Here is a 17,732-nt window from a genome sequence, read left to right as displayed (position 1 = left end):
GGGAGCTTGAGATCCACTTGCGTTAGCAAGTTAGCTCAAGCCCCTCCCCGCGGAAAGCATGCCCCTGCAGTGGAAATCAACACGACACATTTTAAAGACAAGCTAAATACTAAATATAACTCCCCAAACCACATCCCTTCCATTCTGCGCCAAAATCCAGTAGGATCAAACTAATGATTTTCAAGCACAACTGCCTTAAGGAGGATAACATGACACGAGAAATAGAAAAACAACTATCAGCCCATCAGGAACAATATAAAAACCGAGGAATCCTGCTCGTTCGCTGCCCTGATCAGCCTGGAATCATCGCAGCCGTATCAAGATTCCTATTCCAATACAGCGCCAACATCATCGATTCCAGCCAGTATTCCACCAACCCTGAAGGCGGCGACTTCTTCATACGAATCGAATTCGCCTGTGAAGACCTGCAGCAAAAGAAAGAAGAAATCAAAACCTCTTTCAAAGCCATAGCTGAAAACTTCTCAATGGATTGGAAAATGAACTTCCCATCAGAGGTAAAACGAACTGCAATATTTGCCTCCAAAGAACTCCATTGTCTAAGAGAACTCCTTTTCGAGTGGCAGAGCGGAGACTTAATCACAGATATCGCCGTCGTGGTCTCCAATCACGAAACTGCCCGGGAGCTAGTCGAAGGCTTTGGCATTCCGTTTGTCCATATCCAGGCAAGCAAGGAAAACAGAAGTGAAGCAGAAGCTGCACAGCTGAAAATACTTCAGGATTATGAGATCGACGTCATTGTCCTTGCACGGTACATGCAAATCTTAACTCCGGCATTTGTAGAAGCCCATCCAAAACAGATTATTAATATTCACCATTCCTTTTTACCTGCCTTTGTCGGAGCCCGTCCATACGACCGTGCCTATCAGCGAGGTGTAAAACTGATCGGAGCCACCGCCCACTATGTAACCAACGACCTGGACGAGGGGCCGATCATCGAACAGGACATCGAGCGTGTAAATCACCGGGACAATATAGAAAACATGAAAAAAATCGGCCGCTCCATCGAACGAAGAGTCCTCGCACGAGCCGTCAAATGGCACCTCGAAGACCGCATCATCGTCGACGGAAACAAAACCATCGTATTTTAAGTAATTTATTATTTTCCTTATGGTAGGAAAGAAATAAAACACCGGAGAGTTTGCACTTCTAAAGTTAAAATTTCGAAGACGTAAACTAATTCCTAGGAGTGGATTGAAGCGGAAGGGGGCGACTCCGAGGGGAGAGAAGCGGGGAGGCTGAGATCCATTGGCGAAGCCAATTAGCTCAGCCCCCCCCCGAAAAGCGTCCCCCTGAAGCGGAAATCCACATGCTATTTTTAGAGGTGAATTAAAAAAACGGCTCCCACCAAACGGAGCCGTTTTCCTTATTTCTTCTTAGGCACATACTTCAAATCGTCAAACAGCTTCGTCCGCTCTTTCTCGGTCAGATCCCGCCATTGCCCTCTCTCAAGACCATCCAAATGAATATCCATAATCCGGATACGCTTCAGGCTCCGAACAGAATACCCCAAAGCCGTACACATCCTTCTAATCTGCCGGTTAAGTCCCTGCATCAGCGTAATCTTAAACACATGGCTTGAAAGCTTCTCCACCTTACACGGCAGTGTCTTCGTATCCAATATCCGGACTCCAGCTGCCATCTGTTTTAAAAACTCCTCAGAAACAGGCTGATCAACCGTCACAATATATTCCTTCTCATGCTTGTTTTCAGCACGAAGAATCTCATTTACGATGTCACCATCATTTGTAAGCAAAATAAGTCCCTCAGAATCCTTATCTAAACGTCCCACATGGAAAATCCGTTTAGGGTGGTTAACAAAATCAACAATATTTCCTTCGATATGGCGCTCTGTCGTACTCGTTATTCCCGTTGGCTTATTAAGTGCAATATAAACATAATCCTGTTCAATGCTAACAGGCTTTCCATCTACATAAACCACGTCGTTTTCTTCCACTCTGCTACCAAGCTCGGCATGCTCTCCGTTAATTGTGACTCTGCCTTCAGCAATCCATTTATCCGCGCCTCTGCGGGAGACTATGCCTGCTTCACTCAAATATTTATTAATGCGCATAATTGATACTCCTCTTAATTCATTGTGCTTTCAAGATACCTTATTTTCTTTATACAATTCAAGTAGTACGAAGAAGGAGGACTTTACATTTTTTAAGAATAAAAATCAACTGCATGGGGAAGCTACAAGGTGCAAGAAACCCTATTAAAAGGAGGAACCAGCATGACACAGCACAACAGACCGAACCCTGATGACCGTTCAGACAATGCAGAAAAACTAAAAGAAATGGTACAAAACACACTGGAAAACATTGAGGCAGCAGAAGAAACGATGGTCTTTTCTAATGACAAAGAAAAGGAAGCCATTAAAAGAAAAAATGAGCGCAGAAATGACAGCATTGACAGCATGCGCAGTGAAATAAAAGACGAATCAAACCAAAACTAAATTTAAAAACCGCTCAGCTAATAGATAGCGAGCGGCTTTTTATTATTTACTTTCCTCAATTATTTCTGCCACGATTTCAAAGGATCTGAGCCTTTCTTCATGGTCATAAATTTGAGAGACAACCATCAGTTCGTCTGCCTGAGTTTCCTCTGCAAACTGCTGAAGCTTTTCTTTAACTGTTTCCTTGCTGCCGATAATGGAGGAGCCTAGCTGCTGCTGCAGGGCTGCTTTTTCATAATCAGACCAGATTTCATCCATATTCTCAACAGGAGGAGGAAGAGGGGACTCCGTGTTGCGAATCAGGTTTAAAAATTGCTGCTGCAGCGTTGAAGCAAGATAGTGGGCACGCTCATCTGTTTCAGCCGCAATAACATTTACCCCGACCATTGCGTAAGGCGCTGAAAGATCCTTTGATGGAGTAAAGGAACGCCGGTATAAATCAAGTGCCGGCAGTGTATTATCGGGTGAAAAATGGCTGGCAAATGAAAACGGCAGTCCAAGCTGTCCTGCAAGCTGCGCGCTGAAGCCGCTTGAGCCAAGAAGCCAGATCGGAATGTTTAAATTTTCACCAGGCACTGCTTTTACCGGTCGGCTGTCCTCTGAAAGTGAGGGATCAAAATACGCTCTAAGCTCATCAAGAAGCTCAGGGAAATCCTGCCCGTTATTTCTGCTTCTGCGCAGGGCATAAGCAGTCCGCTGATCCGTTCCTGGCGCGCGGCCAAGTCCTAGATCAATGCGTCCCGGGAAAAGGGATTCAAGCGTTCCGAAATGCTCCGCAATAATTAATGGGGAGTGATTGGGAAGCATAATACCCCCTGATCCGACCCTGATTCTTTCTGTGCCTGCAGCGACATGTCCAATTAAAACAGAGGTTGCAGAGCTTGCGATAAAGGGCATATTATGATGCTCCGCAAGCCAAAAGCGATTATAGCCGAGCTTTTCAGTATATTGTGCAAGAGAGAGTGTATTTTTAAATGCATCTGCTGCTGTAGCTCCGGCAACAATTGGCGATAAATCCAATACGGATAATTTTACTTTACTAAGAGAATCGGTCATAAAACCAGCTGCTTTCCTTGAAATTGATAGAAGGAACAGGGAGAAATTACGTCTTTCCTTAAATCATTTACCAGTTTATCAAGTTTTATTCCCATCCGATACTAAAATGCCTGAAGCAAGAGCAGACTCTACTCTAATCAAATTTAGAGTAAAACGTCACTCTGTTTTTTCCAGCTTCTTTAGATGCATACAAGGCCTGATCTGCATACGAAATTAGTGTATGAAAATCATTAAATTCATTGTCAGGAAAAATGGAAATCCCGATACTGCAGCCTATTTGTGTCAATTTCCCCTTTAACATAATGGGTACATTAATTTTTTCAATTAAATTCTGTGCAAGCGCCTGAAGATCCTTCTTCGAATGCTCTGTTAAAGGAAGCAGAAGAATAAACTCATCACCGCCGATTCTTGAAATAAAGGCATTTTCCGTCAGCTCTTTTCGGAATACTTCAGCTACATGCTTCAAGAGAAGATCACCAGCCTGATGACCGAGTGTATCATTTACCTGCTTAAAGCGGTCCAGATCGATATAGAAAAAAGCAAGTTTGTGCCCCTCAAGTTTAGCAGTTTCAGCAATTCATCCGCAGTGAGCTCCAGTGAAATCCGGTTTGGCAGATTAGTCAGGGCATCCCGGTAAGCGATTCCTTCCATTTTTAAAAGGTTCGATTCCGTTACACCAAGTGTATTAATTAAGGTCTGAAGGGAACTGGAAAGCTCTTCAATTTCTTTAATATCCGTTTTAAAGGGGATGAAATTTGCACTGTTTCCCTTAGTGTAAAGCTCCGCCTGCTGTGTGATCCGGTGAAGCGGCTTGGCAATTTTCCCTGCCACCCTAAAGCCAATCAGAGCAAAAATAGCGGCACTGATGATCCCGCTGATTAAAATAACGATACTTAAATGATGAGCAGCAGTATAGGCCGCTTTTTCAGGCTGACGAATTAAAACGGTCCATTCGAGCCCGGGATAATTAAGGCTAATATTGTTTTGGGAATAGCCGGTCAAAAAGCTCTGATCATCCTCCCAGGTCTCAACCTCCCAGCCATTAGTGAGGTTTGATTTTGTCAGATCGGTAAATGGAAGAGTCTGGCCAATATATGATTCAGGTCCAAGGATTACCCGCTGATCCGTTGAGCTGAGGATAAAAACCTCCATTTCCTCTCCGCTGTCAATGTAAGGGTTGATGATCGAAGACTGAACCTCTCTCGCCCACTCCCAGCTCAAATGTGCAGCCAAAACGCCCTTAAAGTCGCCTGAGGTGTTCACTAAAGGGACACTGATATCCACCAGCTCAAGTTTTCCGCCATCAGGTCTTGGCAATAAATCATTCAGCAATAAAGCTTCATGAACATCTCCTATGAATGGACCTTCACGGGCTTCTATAAAAACAGGGCGCTCAGAAATAGTTTGATTCTCCAGAAGCCCTGAGGTCGAAGCTTCGATCATGCCGGATTCATCTGTGATACCGATCCAGGAAAAAGCGGGTATTTCCTCTTGCACACGATTAAGAATCTCCCGTTTATCGCTAATAGAGTCATTGGAGTGAAGGCTGTCAAGCTTACTTAAAATCGTAATTTCGCTGTACCTGCTCCACATATAGCGGTCGAGGTTATTAGCAATCTGCAAAGATAAGTTGGACAAACCCTTGCCCTTATCTTCTTTTATATAACTGTTTGTCAGGTGAACGGTAATAAACGTTAAAATAAAGGTAAATAAAATGAGAAAAACGGAGAAAGCAATTCCCCAATATACTTTCAATGGCAAAGACATTCAACAAGCTCCTTATAAATCATCTTTCACGATTATAACAAAAACCTTTAATGAAGAAGCATGAAATATGAATGTTTGGGTAAATACAGGCAATAGTATGTCTAGTAATTTCACCATTATATAAAAATTTTTTCACTGTCTATTTTTAAAAAATAAATTCCGGCATAATAAAATCAAGGACGTAAAACCTGCCCTTTACCCGAATGATTTTTTAACAGCATTTTTAACAGCAATTGTTGTACAATGCCAACCGAATAAGTAGGAGGAACAAGAAATGAAGCTACATGCCGGAAGACCTTATTGGCCTGAAACAGCAGCAGAAATAAAAAAATATCCCACACTTGAAGAAGAGGTCACATGTGATGTGTTAATAGTGGGAGGGGGCATTGCAGGATCTCTATGCGCAGAAGAGCTATCTCAAACGGCTTTAAAAACCGTTGTGGTTGAAAAGGGGACGATCGGAAGCGGAAGTTCCTTAACAAACACCGGTCTGCTTCATTATTCCAGCAACTTAATGCTGCATGAGTTAGCGGAAGAATTGGGTGAAGAGAAGGCGGTTCATTTTTATTCCCTCTGTCTTGAAGCAATCCAGGAGCTGCAAAAGGTTTCCGGGACATTAACGGAGCGGGTTGATTTTGTCCGCAGACCCGGTTTGAACTATGCAAGCAATGAGGCAGATGTAGAAAAATTAAAGAAGGAATACGAAATTCTCAGCAAGCACGACTTTGAAGTTGAATATTATACGCAGGATAAAATAAAGGAGCTGTTTGGCTTTGAAAAACCGGCAGCCTTGATGATTCATGGTAACGCGGAAGTAAACCCGTTAAGATTGGTTCATTCCTTAATTAAGACAGCCCATTCACGCGGCGTAGAAATATATGAGCATACCGAAGTAACTGCAGAAGGAACGGAAGGAGAGCATCAATGCTTTGTTGCCTCCAACGGCACAAAAATTCTTGCGAAAAAGGTCATTTACTCAACAGGCTATCAGTCATTTCCTTTCGAAAATCGATCGGTTGCTGAACTGAAAGAAACATTCGCCATTGCAACAGCACCGGTTGAAAACTTAGCTGACTGGACCTATCAGGCATTAATATGGGAAACAAAAAGACCTTATTTTTATATGAGAACGACTGAGGATAACCGGATCATTGCTGGAGGACTTGATGAGGAAGAAGGGGTGACTTCCCTGAATGCACAGAAGCTTGAGGAAAAGGGTGAAAGACTGCTTGAGAGAATAAAAGAGCATTTTCCAGCCTTAAATCTTAAGGTATCCCATGCATGGAGTACGCAATTTGGAGGAATAAAGGATGGGCTCCCGCTAATTGGACCGGATCCGGAAAAAGAAAACGTTTATTATTGCCTTGGTTTCGGGGTCAATGGAGTCCTCTACTGCAAGCTTGGAGCAAGGCTATTAGGTGAAATGCTTCAAGGGGAAGAAAATGAGGAGGCAGAAATGTTCTCCTTATCACGATTATCGTAAGTTTAGCGCAGTGAACCGGAGGAACGAGGTTGAGGCACATAGTTGTCTCAACTTTTTTTCATTTTTAAAAACCATTTGTTTCTTAATAGGAGGCCCTGAATGAAGGGTCTACACCTGAATTTTAGTAGAGTTAGCCCGGCATTCCGGTCAGTTAATGGGTTTGAAATAACCTTAAAAAATGTATATACTAAAATAACAACGTTGTTATTTTTAACTATCCCTTTTAAAACAAGAGGGATTACATATTATTTTCAGAATGCTCCCGGAATGAATACGGTTGATTAAAAAAGGACTGAAGGAAGGGAATCAAATGGGGGCCAGGGAAAATCAATTTACCTACAGGGAATTAGCGGCATTTTTTGTTCCGCTTGGCTTTTCAGCCAGCTTAACCTCAATTACCCACGTTATTATTAATGGCACCCTGAGCAGGGGGGAGGACGCAGCCTTTATTATCGCCTGCTACGCTGTTGCCATTTCATTATTTGGAATTATTGAAAGGCCGATTATTGTTTTTAGACAGACATGCTCTACGCTTGTTAAGGATATTACAGCTTTTAAGAAATTAAACAAATTTATGTTCATCGTCATTGGTATTATTATTGCTTTGAGTATGCTGATGTCTTTTACGCCCCTAGAGGATTGGGTTTACATTCGGCTGTTTAATGCGCATGAAAATATGGTGACCACAATTTCAACTACCTTTAAAGTAACTGTACTCGTTATCATTTTTTCAGGAATCAGAGGGATTTATCAGGGTATTATTATTAAGCAATTAGCAACACAATGGCTGTCTATTATGGTTGTGATCCGGCTTTTTGCTATGTTTCTGGCATCCTACTTATTTGTGCTCTTTGGCTATGTAACAAGTATGACCGGTGCATGGATCTTTCTAATTGGAATGATGATTGAATGCCTGATCAGTGTGTGGAAGGGCAAAGAATTATTAAAAACGCATTATCCTGAAAAAAGGAAGGAATTAAAAAACAAAGAAATCGCCAATTTTTATTTTCCGCTTGTTTTTTATTTTGTCATACAAACAATCCTGATTCCTGTCATTTATGTTTTTCTTGCTCAATCAAATGAAATTGAGCTGAGCATTGCATCATTTGCTCTTGCCTACAGCATTACCATCATGCTTCTTAGCTTTTTTATGTACACACACCAGCTGGTTCTGCAGCTTTACCAGAAAAATAAAAGAAAGGTTATTATCTTTTTTACGCCAGTCAGCCTTCTTCCGGCGATCTCGCTTATCATTCTGTGCTACACCCCGGCTGGCTTCTGGTTTATGGAGACTGTGATGGGAGCTGATGAATCACTTTCTTTAGCAACCCTTGCTGTTTTAAAATTTTTTATTATTAAGACCCTTGTATTCCCCTGGGTTGATTTTCTCAATGGTTTCTTAATGCTTCAACGGATGACAAGGAGAATGCTTGCAGCACAGATTGGAAATATGCTCGTGGTTTGTGTTTCAGTTTTCCTGCTTGTTGCATTATATCCTCAGCTCAATGGAATAAATGGGGCTCTTGCCGCTTCCTTAGGTGAGCTGACCGGTCTGCTTATCGTTATTGCCATCGTAATGCATGCAGTTAAAGGAAAGCGCAGTTTGGCTTCGGATTGAGCGCTTTAAAATAAGGGGCGGTACGGTGCAAATTAAAATATAAGAGAAATAGTTTTGGTGCTCTTTCGCAAACGAAGTCTTTTCTCGATAAGAAGAGGATGAACGAGCAATGGAAATGATTTTTATCTTTTTAAATATTCTTTTGCCAATCTTTATTCTGGTTGGACTAGGCGCATGGATGCATAAAGCATTTGAATTGAACCTCTATACACTGGCGAAGCTGAATATCTATTTTCTGAGTCCAGGCTTTGTATTAGTCCGTCTTTATGAATCATCTTTTTCTGGTGATCTTTTACTTAATGTGCTGGTTTTTTTCGGACTGTTTGTCATCTCGCTTTATTTGCTTGCTCAGGGAATATCAGCGATTGGGGGATATAGCAAGGGGAAAAAAGGGGTGTTTACAAATAGCATCCTTCTGTTTAATTCAGGAAATTACGGGATCCCGGTAAATGATCTTGTATTTAAACAGGATCCATTTGCGATGACTGTGCAGGTGATGGTCATGACTTTTCAAAGTGTCCTTGCGTATTCCTATGGTGTTTTCACACTGAGGGCTGCTGATGCAGGGCGCCTAAAAGCGCTGCTGGGGCTTCTTCGAATGCCTGTTATTTGGGCGATGGTGCTGGGACTTGCCCTGAACGCAGCGTCTGTACAGGTTCCAGTCTTTTTAATTAAGCCTGGTGAATATATGGCTGATGCATTAATAGCGATCGCTCTTTTAACATTGGGAGCGCAGGTAGCTCAGCTGACATTTAAGCCGAAGCTGTTCATTGTCTATGTCACTCTTTTTGCCCGTTTAATTATGGGCCCGGTAATTGGGTTGATTATTATCACGCTGCTCGGGTATGAAGGAATTTTAGCTCAGGCGCTTTTCATTACCTCAAGCGTGCCGACCTCGGTGAACAGTGCCATTATTGCACAGGAATACCGCAGTGAACCGGAGCTTGCCGCTCAAATCGTTATGGCATCTACTGTTTTTAGTATGTTTACTGTGACACTGACAATCTATTTTTCACATATTTTATTCGGCTAGAGGGGTTGTCGCTGCCTTTACTCATCCTGATTCCTGAAAATTAGGTAAAAGGCTTGCAGGAATTCCGGAGAGAAAGCCCGGGCTCCAAATAAATGATGTTCTCCTTAGAGTCGTGTTCAACAACAACATCCATTAAAGCCTCTGTAAGCTTTTCCGTGATGATCTCCAGCGGGACCCCAACAGTTGAAATTGGGACCTCCAGCTCGTTCACTTCAGGGATTGTATCGTAACTGATAAAAGACATATCTTCTGGGACAGAGACATTCAGTTCCTGAAAAGCCCTTAAAATCCCTTTTGTTAAATCATGACTGCTGCTGATGATCGCTGTTGGCTTAACCTCCTGCTGCATAAGTTTTTTTGCTGCTAAATAACCCTCGTATGATTCAAGACTTGAAACGGGGACATGCAATGTCGGAAACGCTTCGAGCTTAAACTTTTCGACTGCCAGATCAAAGCCCTTAGCTTTTTCCCTTTGCATAACATCAGGCGTATCCATGACGCCGAAATAACTGATTTTTGTATGCCCAATCGAATGAAGGTATTCAGCAGCTAAGTAAATTGCTTTTCTGCGCTGGACATCGACTGTTGGAACAAATGGAGAGGATTCTGCAATCCCGTAGCTTACTACAGGAACCTTTGAGGGACTTAGCCCTTGATTACTGCCATCATCAAAAACTAGGACAGCATCAACCCGGTAGCGGTTAAAAACATTTATTGCAAATTCCATTTCATTTATGGAAATAAGGCTTGTATAGGATAGTTGTTCAAGCCGGTTATTCATACTCGTAATTAGAGAAGAGTGTGCTGCACGCTCGATCGTTGGCCAGACGATTCCAATGGTGTGGGATTTTTTAGACACAAGACTTCTTGCGGCGGCGTTTGGCTGATAGCCAAGCTGATCGGCAATCTTCTTAATATGCTTCCTGGTCGGCTCTTTCACTAACGGACTGTTTCGAAGTGCTTTTGAAACCGTTGAATAACTCACTCCTGCTGCTCTTGCAATATCCTTAATTGTAACGCTCATATAGCCCTCCTTCTATCCGGCATAAATGGTGCCGTGATGGGGTTCACATCATTATAGTAACAACGTTGTTATTTCGGAGCAACTATTTATAGCATTGGAGGGGAGGGGGCGTTCTGTACTCGTAATGGAATCTTCATTTTTACTAGCATTCAAAGACAAATAAAAAAATCCCATCAATCAGCCTGATTATTTCGGAAATTAAAAAGGAATCCGGCATTGTTTCGAGAAAGTAGTAAAAGACAAGAAAGGAACGGGGGACCAGCTATGGGAAATTTTAAGCATGAAAGCAGTAAAATTGAAAGTGCAGCCAAAGAAATTGAGTTTTCAGGCGTCATCCAGGTGGAGAAATTGAACACTCCTTTAATCAAACGTTCGTTTGGATACTCCAATCGTTCTGAAAGCCTTGAAAACAATGAGGAGACCCGCTTTGGCATTGCATCAGGCTGCAAGCTATTTACCGCGATTGCGATTGTCCAGCTGGCAGAGCAGGGTGAGCTAAGCTTTGATCAAAAGCTGAGTGAGGTTCTGGATGAGTCATTTCCGCATTTTGATCCCGAAGTAACCATTCATCATTTACTTACCCATACATCAGGCATTCCGGATTATTTTGATGAGGATGTAATGGAGGATTTTGAGGAGCTTTGGAAGGACCGGCCAATGTACAGAATGAACAGCTTAACGGACTTCCTGCCATTATTTCAAAACGAGAAAATGAAATTTTCTCCAGGAGAAAAATTTCATTATAATAATGCGGGCTTTATTTTACTCGGATTGATCGTTGAGAAAGTATCAGGCAGGCGTTTTACAGATTACATCAGCGAAGAAATTTTCACTAAATGCGGCATGACAAGCTCAGGCTACTTCCCGTTGGATCAGCTTCCCGGTAATACTGCACTGGGATACATTGATGAAGGGGACAACTGGAGAACGAATATTTACTCGATTCCAAGAGTAGGAGGAGCAGATGGCGGTGCGTTTACGACAGCGGGGGATCTGAGTAAGCTTTGGGCGTCTCTTTTTTCATTCAGTTTGTTAAGAGAAGAATCTGTAGAGAAGCTTTTGACGCTTCATTCCCAGGAGGAAGAGGATGACTTTTATGGCTATGGAATATGGATAACGAAAAGAGAGGATTCGGTTTTCAGGTATCATATTATGGGCTATGATCCCGGTGTTTCTTTTCATTCAGCCTACTATCCCGCTTATTATGTAACGATTTCGGTTCTCTCGAATAAAAGTGAGGGTGCTTTTGATATGCTGGATGCTGCTGAAGATCATTTTTTAAAATAAAAAACGTGCCATCTCTGCTGCTCAGAAAAGACACGTGTATGAGGCTATCTAACAGCCGGATCTGCTAGCAGCTTCCATTGTCCAAGAATAGAAATAAGCTCCCCCAGCTGGTCGATTTCAGCATCTGCCTGGACATTTTCGCTTCTTGAATGCTTTTTCCAGACAGCCTTCATGCCTGCTGCCTGAGCAGCTTTTATGTCTTTTTCCGCATGATCTCCGATGTACACCGCTTCTTCAGAGTCGACCTCAAGCCGGTTAAGGGCGCGGATGAATATTTCTTTATCAGGCTTTGCGCAGCCTTCTTTTGCAGAAATTAAGATTTCATCAAAGAATGTTTCAATGCCAAGACCTCGGATTGAGCGGGATTGGACAATTTCGAGTCCGTTCGTAATCATGCCAAGCTTATAGCCGGAAGCGCGAAGGGAATGGAGGGTGGAATGCAGCCCGGGATAGGGGATGCAGCTTTCCTGAAAATGATCGGTATAATCATCCACCAGCATGTCAGTCGTACATCCGGAAAAAGAAAACTCGTCAATCATTTGGCGGTAGACTTCTTCTTTCCACACATAGCCGTTTTTTTCAAGCTCATTGAAGCGCTTGATGAAAATCGGTTTTTCAATCATGCTTACCCATGCGTGCAGTCGTTCATACTGTTTTTCTAAAAAGATGTTAACTGAGGCTTCCCGGTCCAGTAAGGTACCATCAAGGTCAAAAATAACAGCTTTAATCATGCTCTTCCTCCTCAAAAAATCGTTTCATAGTGGAATAGTCAATACGAAAAACACAATAAAAACAAGATAGCCAAGCATACGGATAGGATGTGAAAAGTAGTAATCCTTCAATGGCATGATCAGTTCAATAATCAGGTTTAACAGCATTAAGCCGGCGCCAAATGCAGCAAGGGAAATAACCAGGTGAAGCTCGGTCCGAAGTAATTCAAACATCTGCATATAAAACAACCCGGCAAGATTTCCTAAGAAGCTCATTAAAATAAGAATTTTTACGTACTCTTTATTTAACCGCTTTGTCTGCAATTAATCGCCTCCATTTAAGAGTAGGTTACCACATTCAGGAAAGTGCTGCACGCATAAAAGGAGCGATAAAATGTCTGTTGCCTTAAAACTAATTCAAACAATCCCTTCACTTTCTAGAGCTTTTTCAATTACTCAGGTATCGGAAGGTTATTCTGCACATGAAAAGATGATCATCGGATTTAAGAATAGCGAACCGGTGATGCTGAGGTTATTTCCTTTGACTGACTTGGAAATGAAGAGAGAGGAATTTACGATTCTAAAACAATTAAAGAAGTTAAAGGTGAATGTACCGGAGCCAATTGATATCGGTACACTGGAGGGAAGAGGGTACACTCTTTATTCATTTATTAAAGGTGCAGCTGCACAAAGTGCGCTTAGAACAGGAAATGGAACGTTCAACTATCAAATGGGCGTGGATGCAGGGCGGGAATTAAAGCAGATCCATCAAATAAAGGCATCTTCAGGCAGGGGGGCGTGGTCCAAACGAGCCTTGGATAAGCATGAACGTTATGTTAAAAGCTTCAGGGAATGCGAGATAAAGATTAATGGGGAAGAACAGATCTTATCTTTTATTGAGCAAAAAAAGACATGTTTAGACGGAATAGCGAATTATTTGCAGCATGATGATTATCACCCGGGAAATATTATTGTCGAAAATGGTCAATTAAAAGGAGTGATCGACTTCAATATTGACTGGGGAGATCCTATTCATGACTTTTACAAGGTGGCACTCTTCACCTCCGAGCAAAGTATTGCATTTTCCAGGGGGCAAATTCATGGCTACTTTGAAGGGGAATCCAATGTAACTCCTCAGTTTTGGGAAAGGTACGCACTCTATGCTGCAATGGCGATTTTTTCTTCGATTGTCTGGGCAGCCCGGTTTACACCTGAAGAAGTGCCGGAAATGAAAAAGAGAGTGGAAAGAATTATAGATGAGCATAAGGGGTTTGAAGACACTGTGCCTTCCTGGTATAGAAACTAAAAGGGGTAAGACAAATGTGTGGCTTATTTTCTTTTATCCGGCTCACTGCACTTCAGGCGGACGCTTTCCGCGGGGCGGGGCTTGAGCTAACTTGCTTCGCAAGTGGATCTCAAGCTCCCGCTATATCCCGCAGGAGTCGCCACCTTCCGTTCCGTTCACCTCACGTTTCTAAAATTATCTCTTGCACTCGATTAAATCCTTGCCACAATCTTCCCTGTGGTTCCCCGGCTTTCAAGCTCCTCAAGCCCTTTTGGAACCTCTTCCAAGGAAAGTACTTTCTCTACTAATGAGTGAATCTTTTCTTCGGCGAGCAGCTCCACCAGATGATCTCCTATTTGCTTTAACGTTTCTTCTTCTGCCCGGTTGCAGGATTGGTAGACGCTTCCAAGCGCTACATGGTGGAAGGAAATAGGGTGGCCGAATGAGATGGAGTCATTCATCTCAGGCTGACCGGCAATAAAAGCGATCTGTCCGTTAAAGGCGAGTGTCTCAAGTGATTTTGTTGCATTTTCTCTGCCCACAGTATCAAGCACATAATCAACGCCGAGCCCATTCGTAATTTCTTTTGTTTTTTGAACAAAATCTTCATTTTTATAATCGATTGCATAATCCGCTCCAAGCTGTTTCACATAGGAGTGCTTCTTTTCTGAAGCGGTTGTAATAACGGTTAATCCGGCGTATTTGGCAAGCTGGATAGCAAAGCCTCCGACCCCGCCGGCTCCAGCATGAATAAGTATGGTTTTATTTTTTTGGACATGCAGCTTAAAAAACAGTGCCTGGTATGCAGTGTAAGCAGCTACCGGGAGTGCAGCAGCATCTTCGAATTGAACAGAATCAGGCAGCTTCGAAACCGTATGTGCTTTTGTTACAGCATACTCAGCAAATCCTCCGTGTCTGGACATATCGTTTAAAAATACTACACGGTCTCCAGCCTTAAAATCTGTAACTTCAGCCCCGGTCTCTTCCACAACCCCGGCAACATCGAGACCTAATACGTGAGGGAACGTCCATCCAGGATAGCCGTTGCTCCCGGTTTTATAGTCTACCGGGTTCAGCCCGGCTGCTTTTACATTAACAAGGATTTCATCTGCCTCTGGAGAAGGCGTGTCCAATTCACTTACCTTCATGTCCTTCCATTTACCTTTTTCTTCTAAAAGTAATGCTTTCATTTTAATATCCTCCTAACCGATTATCAAAATCAATTCATATTTTTCTTTTTACCCGACAATGCGGGCTCGATAAACAAACAAAAAGCCATGCTCGTTAGCATGACTTTTTCATCGATTGTTTTAAGAAGAAAGGGTTTCTGCCAATTCTTCTTTAACCTCTGTCTTAGGCTCTGTATCCTTCACACGGGAAGGACGCATCCCGTAAAGTGTCACAAGGAATAGAAGCGCAGCTGACACGATAAGAATCCATTGCGGCGAAACAGAGTCGTACAAAAATCCGAACAGCACAATTCCAAGAGGGGAAATCCCTGATGCAAGCATCTCGATTAAACCAAACACTCTCCCTTTATAGTGATCCGGCGTTGTTTTATGCAGCAGAACCTGGATGGGTGTATTGACGATCACCATAAGAACTCCCATAAGTAACGCAATTCCCATATAGAAAGCAGCAAAACCTAAGTTAGGCATAGAAATGAGCAGAGGTATCGCCATAAGTCCTAAGGCAAGAGAAATAAAGAGCAGACCTCCCCGGACGGTTTTAATTGGTTTTTTTATCTCTTTGCGGGTTGAAAGATAAATGGAGGTTAAGAGCGTACCGGCACCAAGCATCGATTGGACCACACCTAATTGGTTGGAGGTTCCTTCCAGCACCTCAACAAAGATGAATGGGAGCCCCACTGCGCTCGCCATGAAAAAAAAGTTAACCCAAAGGGCAACGGTCATGATGGCAAAGAGAAGAGGGTGATTTTTAACATAAAGAGCGCCTTCTTTAATACTGGTCAGCATCGGCAGTTGTTCCTCGGGCTGATCATCTTCAGAAGCAAAACTGCGGAATAAATTAAAATGCATATTTGCAACAAGCAGGGTAACAATCGAGTATGCTAAAGCATGGCAGATCAGGAAGACTTCAATGGAGAAAAAGCCGAACATTACGCCACCTGCAATCGGTCCTAAAATAGCTGCCAGTGAATTAGAAGATTGAGTGAGAGAAACCGCCCGCTGAATCCTGTTTTCATCTACGAAGTTAGCAATAGAGGCAGTAAGGCTGATCCCTGCAAAAGTAGCAAAAATGGCGAGCATCGCAGCCGTTCCATAGATGAGGGGCAATGACAGCTCAAAAGCTAGCGTGTAGCTGAGGACAATCGCCATTGTCAATGCCATAAGGGCATGTGAGATAACTGCAACAATCTTCTTTGGCCATCGGTCGACGAGATGGCCGGCGACGGGGGAAAGAAGGATGCGGGGGACCATAGAGCAAAGCATCGTCAGGGCGAAGTTTGTAGCTGAGCCGGTTAGTCCTAACACAAAAAGTCCGATTCCAAACATATAAATAGAGGAACCAATTGTTCCAATAAATTCACTTCCTGTAAACAAAACAAGATTGCGGCTGGCACGTTTCATTTGAAGAGCTTCACTCATGGTAAAATCCCCTTTATTTAACAGTTTAATTTAATTAAACTTATAATAGCACCTTCTCACTTTCCATTCAATAGACAGTTTAATATAATTAAACTGTCGAGAAAGGAACGTGACGCTGCAATGAAGGAACTTGGAGAACGCATTCGAATGCTTCGTAAAGAGAAGGGCATGACACTTTTGGATGTGGCTGGAGACCATCTCTCAAAAGGGATGCTCAGTTTGATTGAAAACGGACATGCCAAGCCTTCGATGGAAAGTCTGAATTGGATTGCAAAACAGCTGGGAATTGAGGTTCATGTTCTTCTTGAGGAAAGATCTAGTGAAGAAATAAAACAGCTCCTTGCAAAAACAGAGGACCTGATCGAAGAAGCGGAAAGCAAGCCGTACAGTGAATTGAAGAAACATTATCATGAAGTGTATCTTACTCTTGCTCCGGTTTATGAGCAGGCATTGCCGACGACCTATGAGACTGGGCGTTTATATGAGCTTGGCGGCCGCTGTTTAATGAATACGGAGGAAAAAGAGAAGGGAAAGCAATTAATACAGAAAGCAATCGCAATGTATGAATCTCTTTCTTTGTATAATCAGGCATTTAAAGCAAAAAGCCGTTTTGTTTATGAAAAGCTGCAGGAAGAAAATTATCAAGAAGGACTTCATTATTTATATAAAATCATTAATGAATATAAAGAAAAAATTATCGTATTGGAGCCAACGGTCCAGATTGACTACGATTTTCTGGAGATGATTACGCTCTTTGCGACTGGAGAATATACAGAAGGGAAAGCCGTTTTAGACCGGCTGATTACCTTTTCCAAACGAAAAGGTGTCTTCTACAGAATGGATGACATCTATCGGGTAGGGGCCTTTTATGCGCTCCTTCATAAAGATATTGATTCCTTTAACCGCTATTTACTTAAGGCCAAACAGTTTGCGGAATTTACGGATAGCAGCGGGTCAATTGCTGCCAGTCAATTAATTGAAGCTCATTATCATAATGAGCTTACAAAGGATTTTGACAGGGCGCTTTCAATCTTAAACGAAGAAAAAACCTTTGCGCCGCTGTTTGTTCATGAATCATCGGGCTATTATTATCTGGAAAAAGGGAAGGCGTACTTAGGGAAGGAAATGGTGGATGATGCATTAGAGCAATTTGATCAGTTTTTTTTTCCTCTTCAACCAAGCCATCCGTTTGATCTTGCCATGCTCTCTACCATTGATTCTTACCGGGCATTGGCGTGGCTTGAAAAGGGGGATATAAGTAAGGCGCTTTCGTATGCTGAAAGTTCAATTGACCTGGTTGCACCGCTGCCGGAAACCCCTTATCATAAATTTATAGAGGAAACGCTTGAAAGGATTAAAATGAAAGCTAAATAGTAATACTCTA

17 protein-coding genes are annotated in these 17,732 nt (G+C 42.5%); 8 read left to right on the top strand and 9 right to left on the bottom strand.

Annotated features, from left to right (window positions below; all coding sequences use genetic code 11):
* Positions 1-209 precede the first annotated feature (209 nt).
* A complete protein-coding gene (gene purU / locus C4B60_RS15530) occupies positions 210-1,109 on the top strand; it encodes a formyltetrahydrofolate deformylase (protein WP_104058928.1) in 900 nt (299 codons plus the stop codon).
* A 275-nt stretch (positions 1,110-1,384) separates the two neighbouring features.
* On the opposite strand, the gene rluF is transcribed toward purU, so the two are convergent.
* Entirely contained in the window at positions 1,385-2,092 is a 708-nt protein-coding gene (gene rluF, locus C4B60_RS15525) for a 23S rRNA pseudouridine(2604) synthase RluF (RefSeq protein WP_104058927.1), read from the bottom strand.
* A gap of 162 nt (positions 2,093-2,254) precedes the next feature.
* Here rluF and tlp point away from each other — a divergent pair, with 162 nt between their 5' ends.
* On the top strand, positions 2,255-2,476 hold the full coding sequence (gene tlp, locus C4B60_RS15520) for a small acid-soluble spore protein Tlp (protein ID WP_104058926.1): 222 nt from the start codon (positions 2,255-2,257) through the stop codon (positions 2,474-2,476).
* 42 nt (positions 2,477-2,518) lie between these two features.
* Here tlp and C4B60_RS15515 read toward each other — a convergent pair whose 3' ends face one another.
* The 3 genes from C4B60_RS15515 to C4B60_RS15505 all read right to left on the bottom strand — a co-directional run bounded on the left by C4B60_RS15515 (position 2,519) and on the right by C4B60_RS15505 (position 5,299).
* Positions 2,519-3,532 (bottom strand): LLM class flavin-dependent oxidoreductase, encoded by a 1,014-nt coding sequence (locus C4B60_RS15515; protein ID WP_104058925.1) that lies wholly within the window; start codon positions 3,530-3,532, stop codon positions 2,519-2,521.
* 133 nt (positions 3,533-3,665) lie between these two features.
* Positions 3,666-4,055, bottom strand: coding sequence for a diguanylate cyclase domain-containing protein (locus tag C4B60_RS15510; protein WP_245154010.1), 390 nt, complete (start codon positions 4,053-4,055; stop codon positions 3,666-3,668).
* On the bottom strand, positions 4,034-5,299 hold the full coding sequence (locus C4B60_RS15505; protein WP_104058923.1) for a diguanylate cyclase: 1,266 nt from the start codon (positions 5,297-5,299) through the stop codon (positions 4,034-4,036). The genes C4B60_RS15510 and C4B60_RS15505 overlap by 22 nt, the downstream gene beginning before the upstream one ends.
* A gap of 274 nt (positions 5,300-5,573) precedes the next feature.
* Here C4B60_RS15505 and C4B60_RS15500 point away from each other — a divergent pair, with 274 nt between their 5' ends.
* The 3 genes from C4B60_RS15500 to C4B60_RS15485 all read left to right on the top strand — a co-directional run bounded on the left by C4B60_RS15500 (position 5,574) and on the right by C4B60_RS15485 (position 9,433).
* Positions 5,574-6,782 (top strand): NAD(P)/FAD-dependent oxidoreductase, encoded by a 1,209-nt coding sequence (locus C4B60_RS15500; RefSeq protein ID WP_104058922.1) that lies wholly within the window; start codon positions 5,574-5,576, stop codon positions 6,780-6,782.
* A gap of 277 nt (positions 6,783-7,059) precedes the next feature.
* The gene (locus C4B60_RS15490) at positions 7,060-8,400 is read left to right on the top strand and encodes a multi antimicrobial extrusion protein MatE (RefSeq protein WP_209020096.1); all 1,341 of its coding nucleotides are present in this window, start codon (positions 7,060-7,062) and stop codon (positions 8,398-8,400) included.
* Positions 8,401-8,509: 109 nt separating this feature from the next.
* Entirely contained in the window at positions 8,510-9,433 is a 924-nt protein-coding gene (locus C4B60_RS15485) for an AEC family transporter (RefSeq protein ID WP_104058919.1), read from the top strand.
* A 40-nt stretch (positions 9,434-9,473) separates the two neighbouring features.
* Here C4B60_RS15485 and C4B60_RS15480 read toward each other — a convergent pair whose 3' ends face one another.
* Positions 9,474-10,457: a LacI family DNA-binding transcriptional regulator gene (locus C4B60_RS15480; RefSeq protein ID WP_104058918.1), complete on the bottom strand. Its 984-nt coding sequence runs from the start codon at positions 10,455-10,457 to the stop codon at positions 9,474-9,476.
* Between the two features lie 264 nt (positions 10,458-10,721).
* On the opposite strand from C4B60_RS15480, the gene C4B60_RS15475 reads away from it, so the two are divergent.
* On the top strand, positions 10,722-11,744 hold the full coding sequence (locus C4B60_RS15475; RefSeq protein WP_104058917.1) for a serine hydrolase domain-containing protein: 1,023 nt from the start codon (positions 10,722-10,724) through the stop codon (positions 11,742-11,744).
* A gap of 44 nt (positions 11,745-11,788) precedes the next feature.
* Here C4B60_RS15475 and C4B60_RS15470 read toward each other — a convergent pair whose 3' ends face one another.
* Together C4B60_RS15470 and C4B60_RS15465 are read right to left on the bottom strand one after the other, a co-directional pair.
* A complete protein-coding gene (locus C4B60_RS15470; protein WP_104058916.1) occupies positions 11,789-12,475 on the bottom strand; it encodes an HAD family hydrolase in 687 nt (228 codons plus the stop codon).
* Between the two features lie 24 nt (positions 12,476-12,499).
* The gene (locus tag C4B60_RS15465) at positions 12,500-12,778 is read right to left on the bottom strand and encodes a hypothetical protein (protein ID WP_104058915.1); all 279 of its coding nucleotides are present in this window, start codon (positions 12,776-12,778) and stop codon (positions 12,500-12,502) included.
* 70 nt (positions 12,779-12,848) lie between these two features.
* On the opposite strand from C4B60_RS15465, the gene C4B60_RS15460 reads away from it, so the two are divergent.
* Positions 12,849-13,760: an aminoglycoside phosphotransferase family protein gene (locus C4B60_RS15460; protein WP_104058914.1), complete on the top strand. Its 912-nt coding sequence runs from the start codon at positions 12,849-12,851 to the stop codon at positions 13,758-13,760.
* Between the two features lie 191 nt (positions 13,761-13,951).
* Here C4B60_RS15460 and C4B60_RS15455 read toward each other — a convergent pair whose 3' ends face one another.
* Both C4B60_RS15455 and C4B60_RS15450 read right to left on the bottom strand, forming a co-directional pair.
* A complete protein-coding gene (locus C4B60_RS15455) occupies positions 13,952-14,929 on the bottom strand; it encodes a zinc-binding dehydrogenase (protein WP_104058913.1) in 978 nt (325 codons plus the stop codon).
* A gap of 120 nt (positions 14,930-15,049) precedes the next feature.
* Positions 15,050-16,348, bottom strand: coding sequence for an MFS transporter (locus tag C4B60_RS15450; RefSeq protein ID WP_104058912.1), 1,299 nt, complete (start codon positions 16,346-16,348; stop codon positions 15,050-15,052).
* Between the two features lie 120 nt (positions 16,349-16,468).
* Between C4B60_RS15450 and C4B60_RS15445 the strand changes: the two genes are divergently transcribed.
* On the top strand, positions 16,469-17,722 hold the full coding sequence (locus C4B60_RS15445; protein ID WP_104058911.1) for a helix-turn-helix domain-containing protein: 1,254 nt from the start codon (positions 16,469-16,471) through the stop codon (positions 17,720-17,722).
* Positions 17,723-17,732: the final 10 nt, after the last annotated feature.

This window comes from Jeotgalibacillus proteolyticus, assembly GCF_002926065.1.
GTDB classification, from domain to species: domain Bacteria; phylum Bacillota; class Bacilli; order Bacillales; family Jeotgalibacillaceae; genus Jeotgalibacillus; species Jeotgalibacillus proteolyticus.
This window is presented reverse-complemented; position numbering and strand designations above follow the sequence as displayed.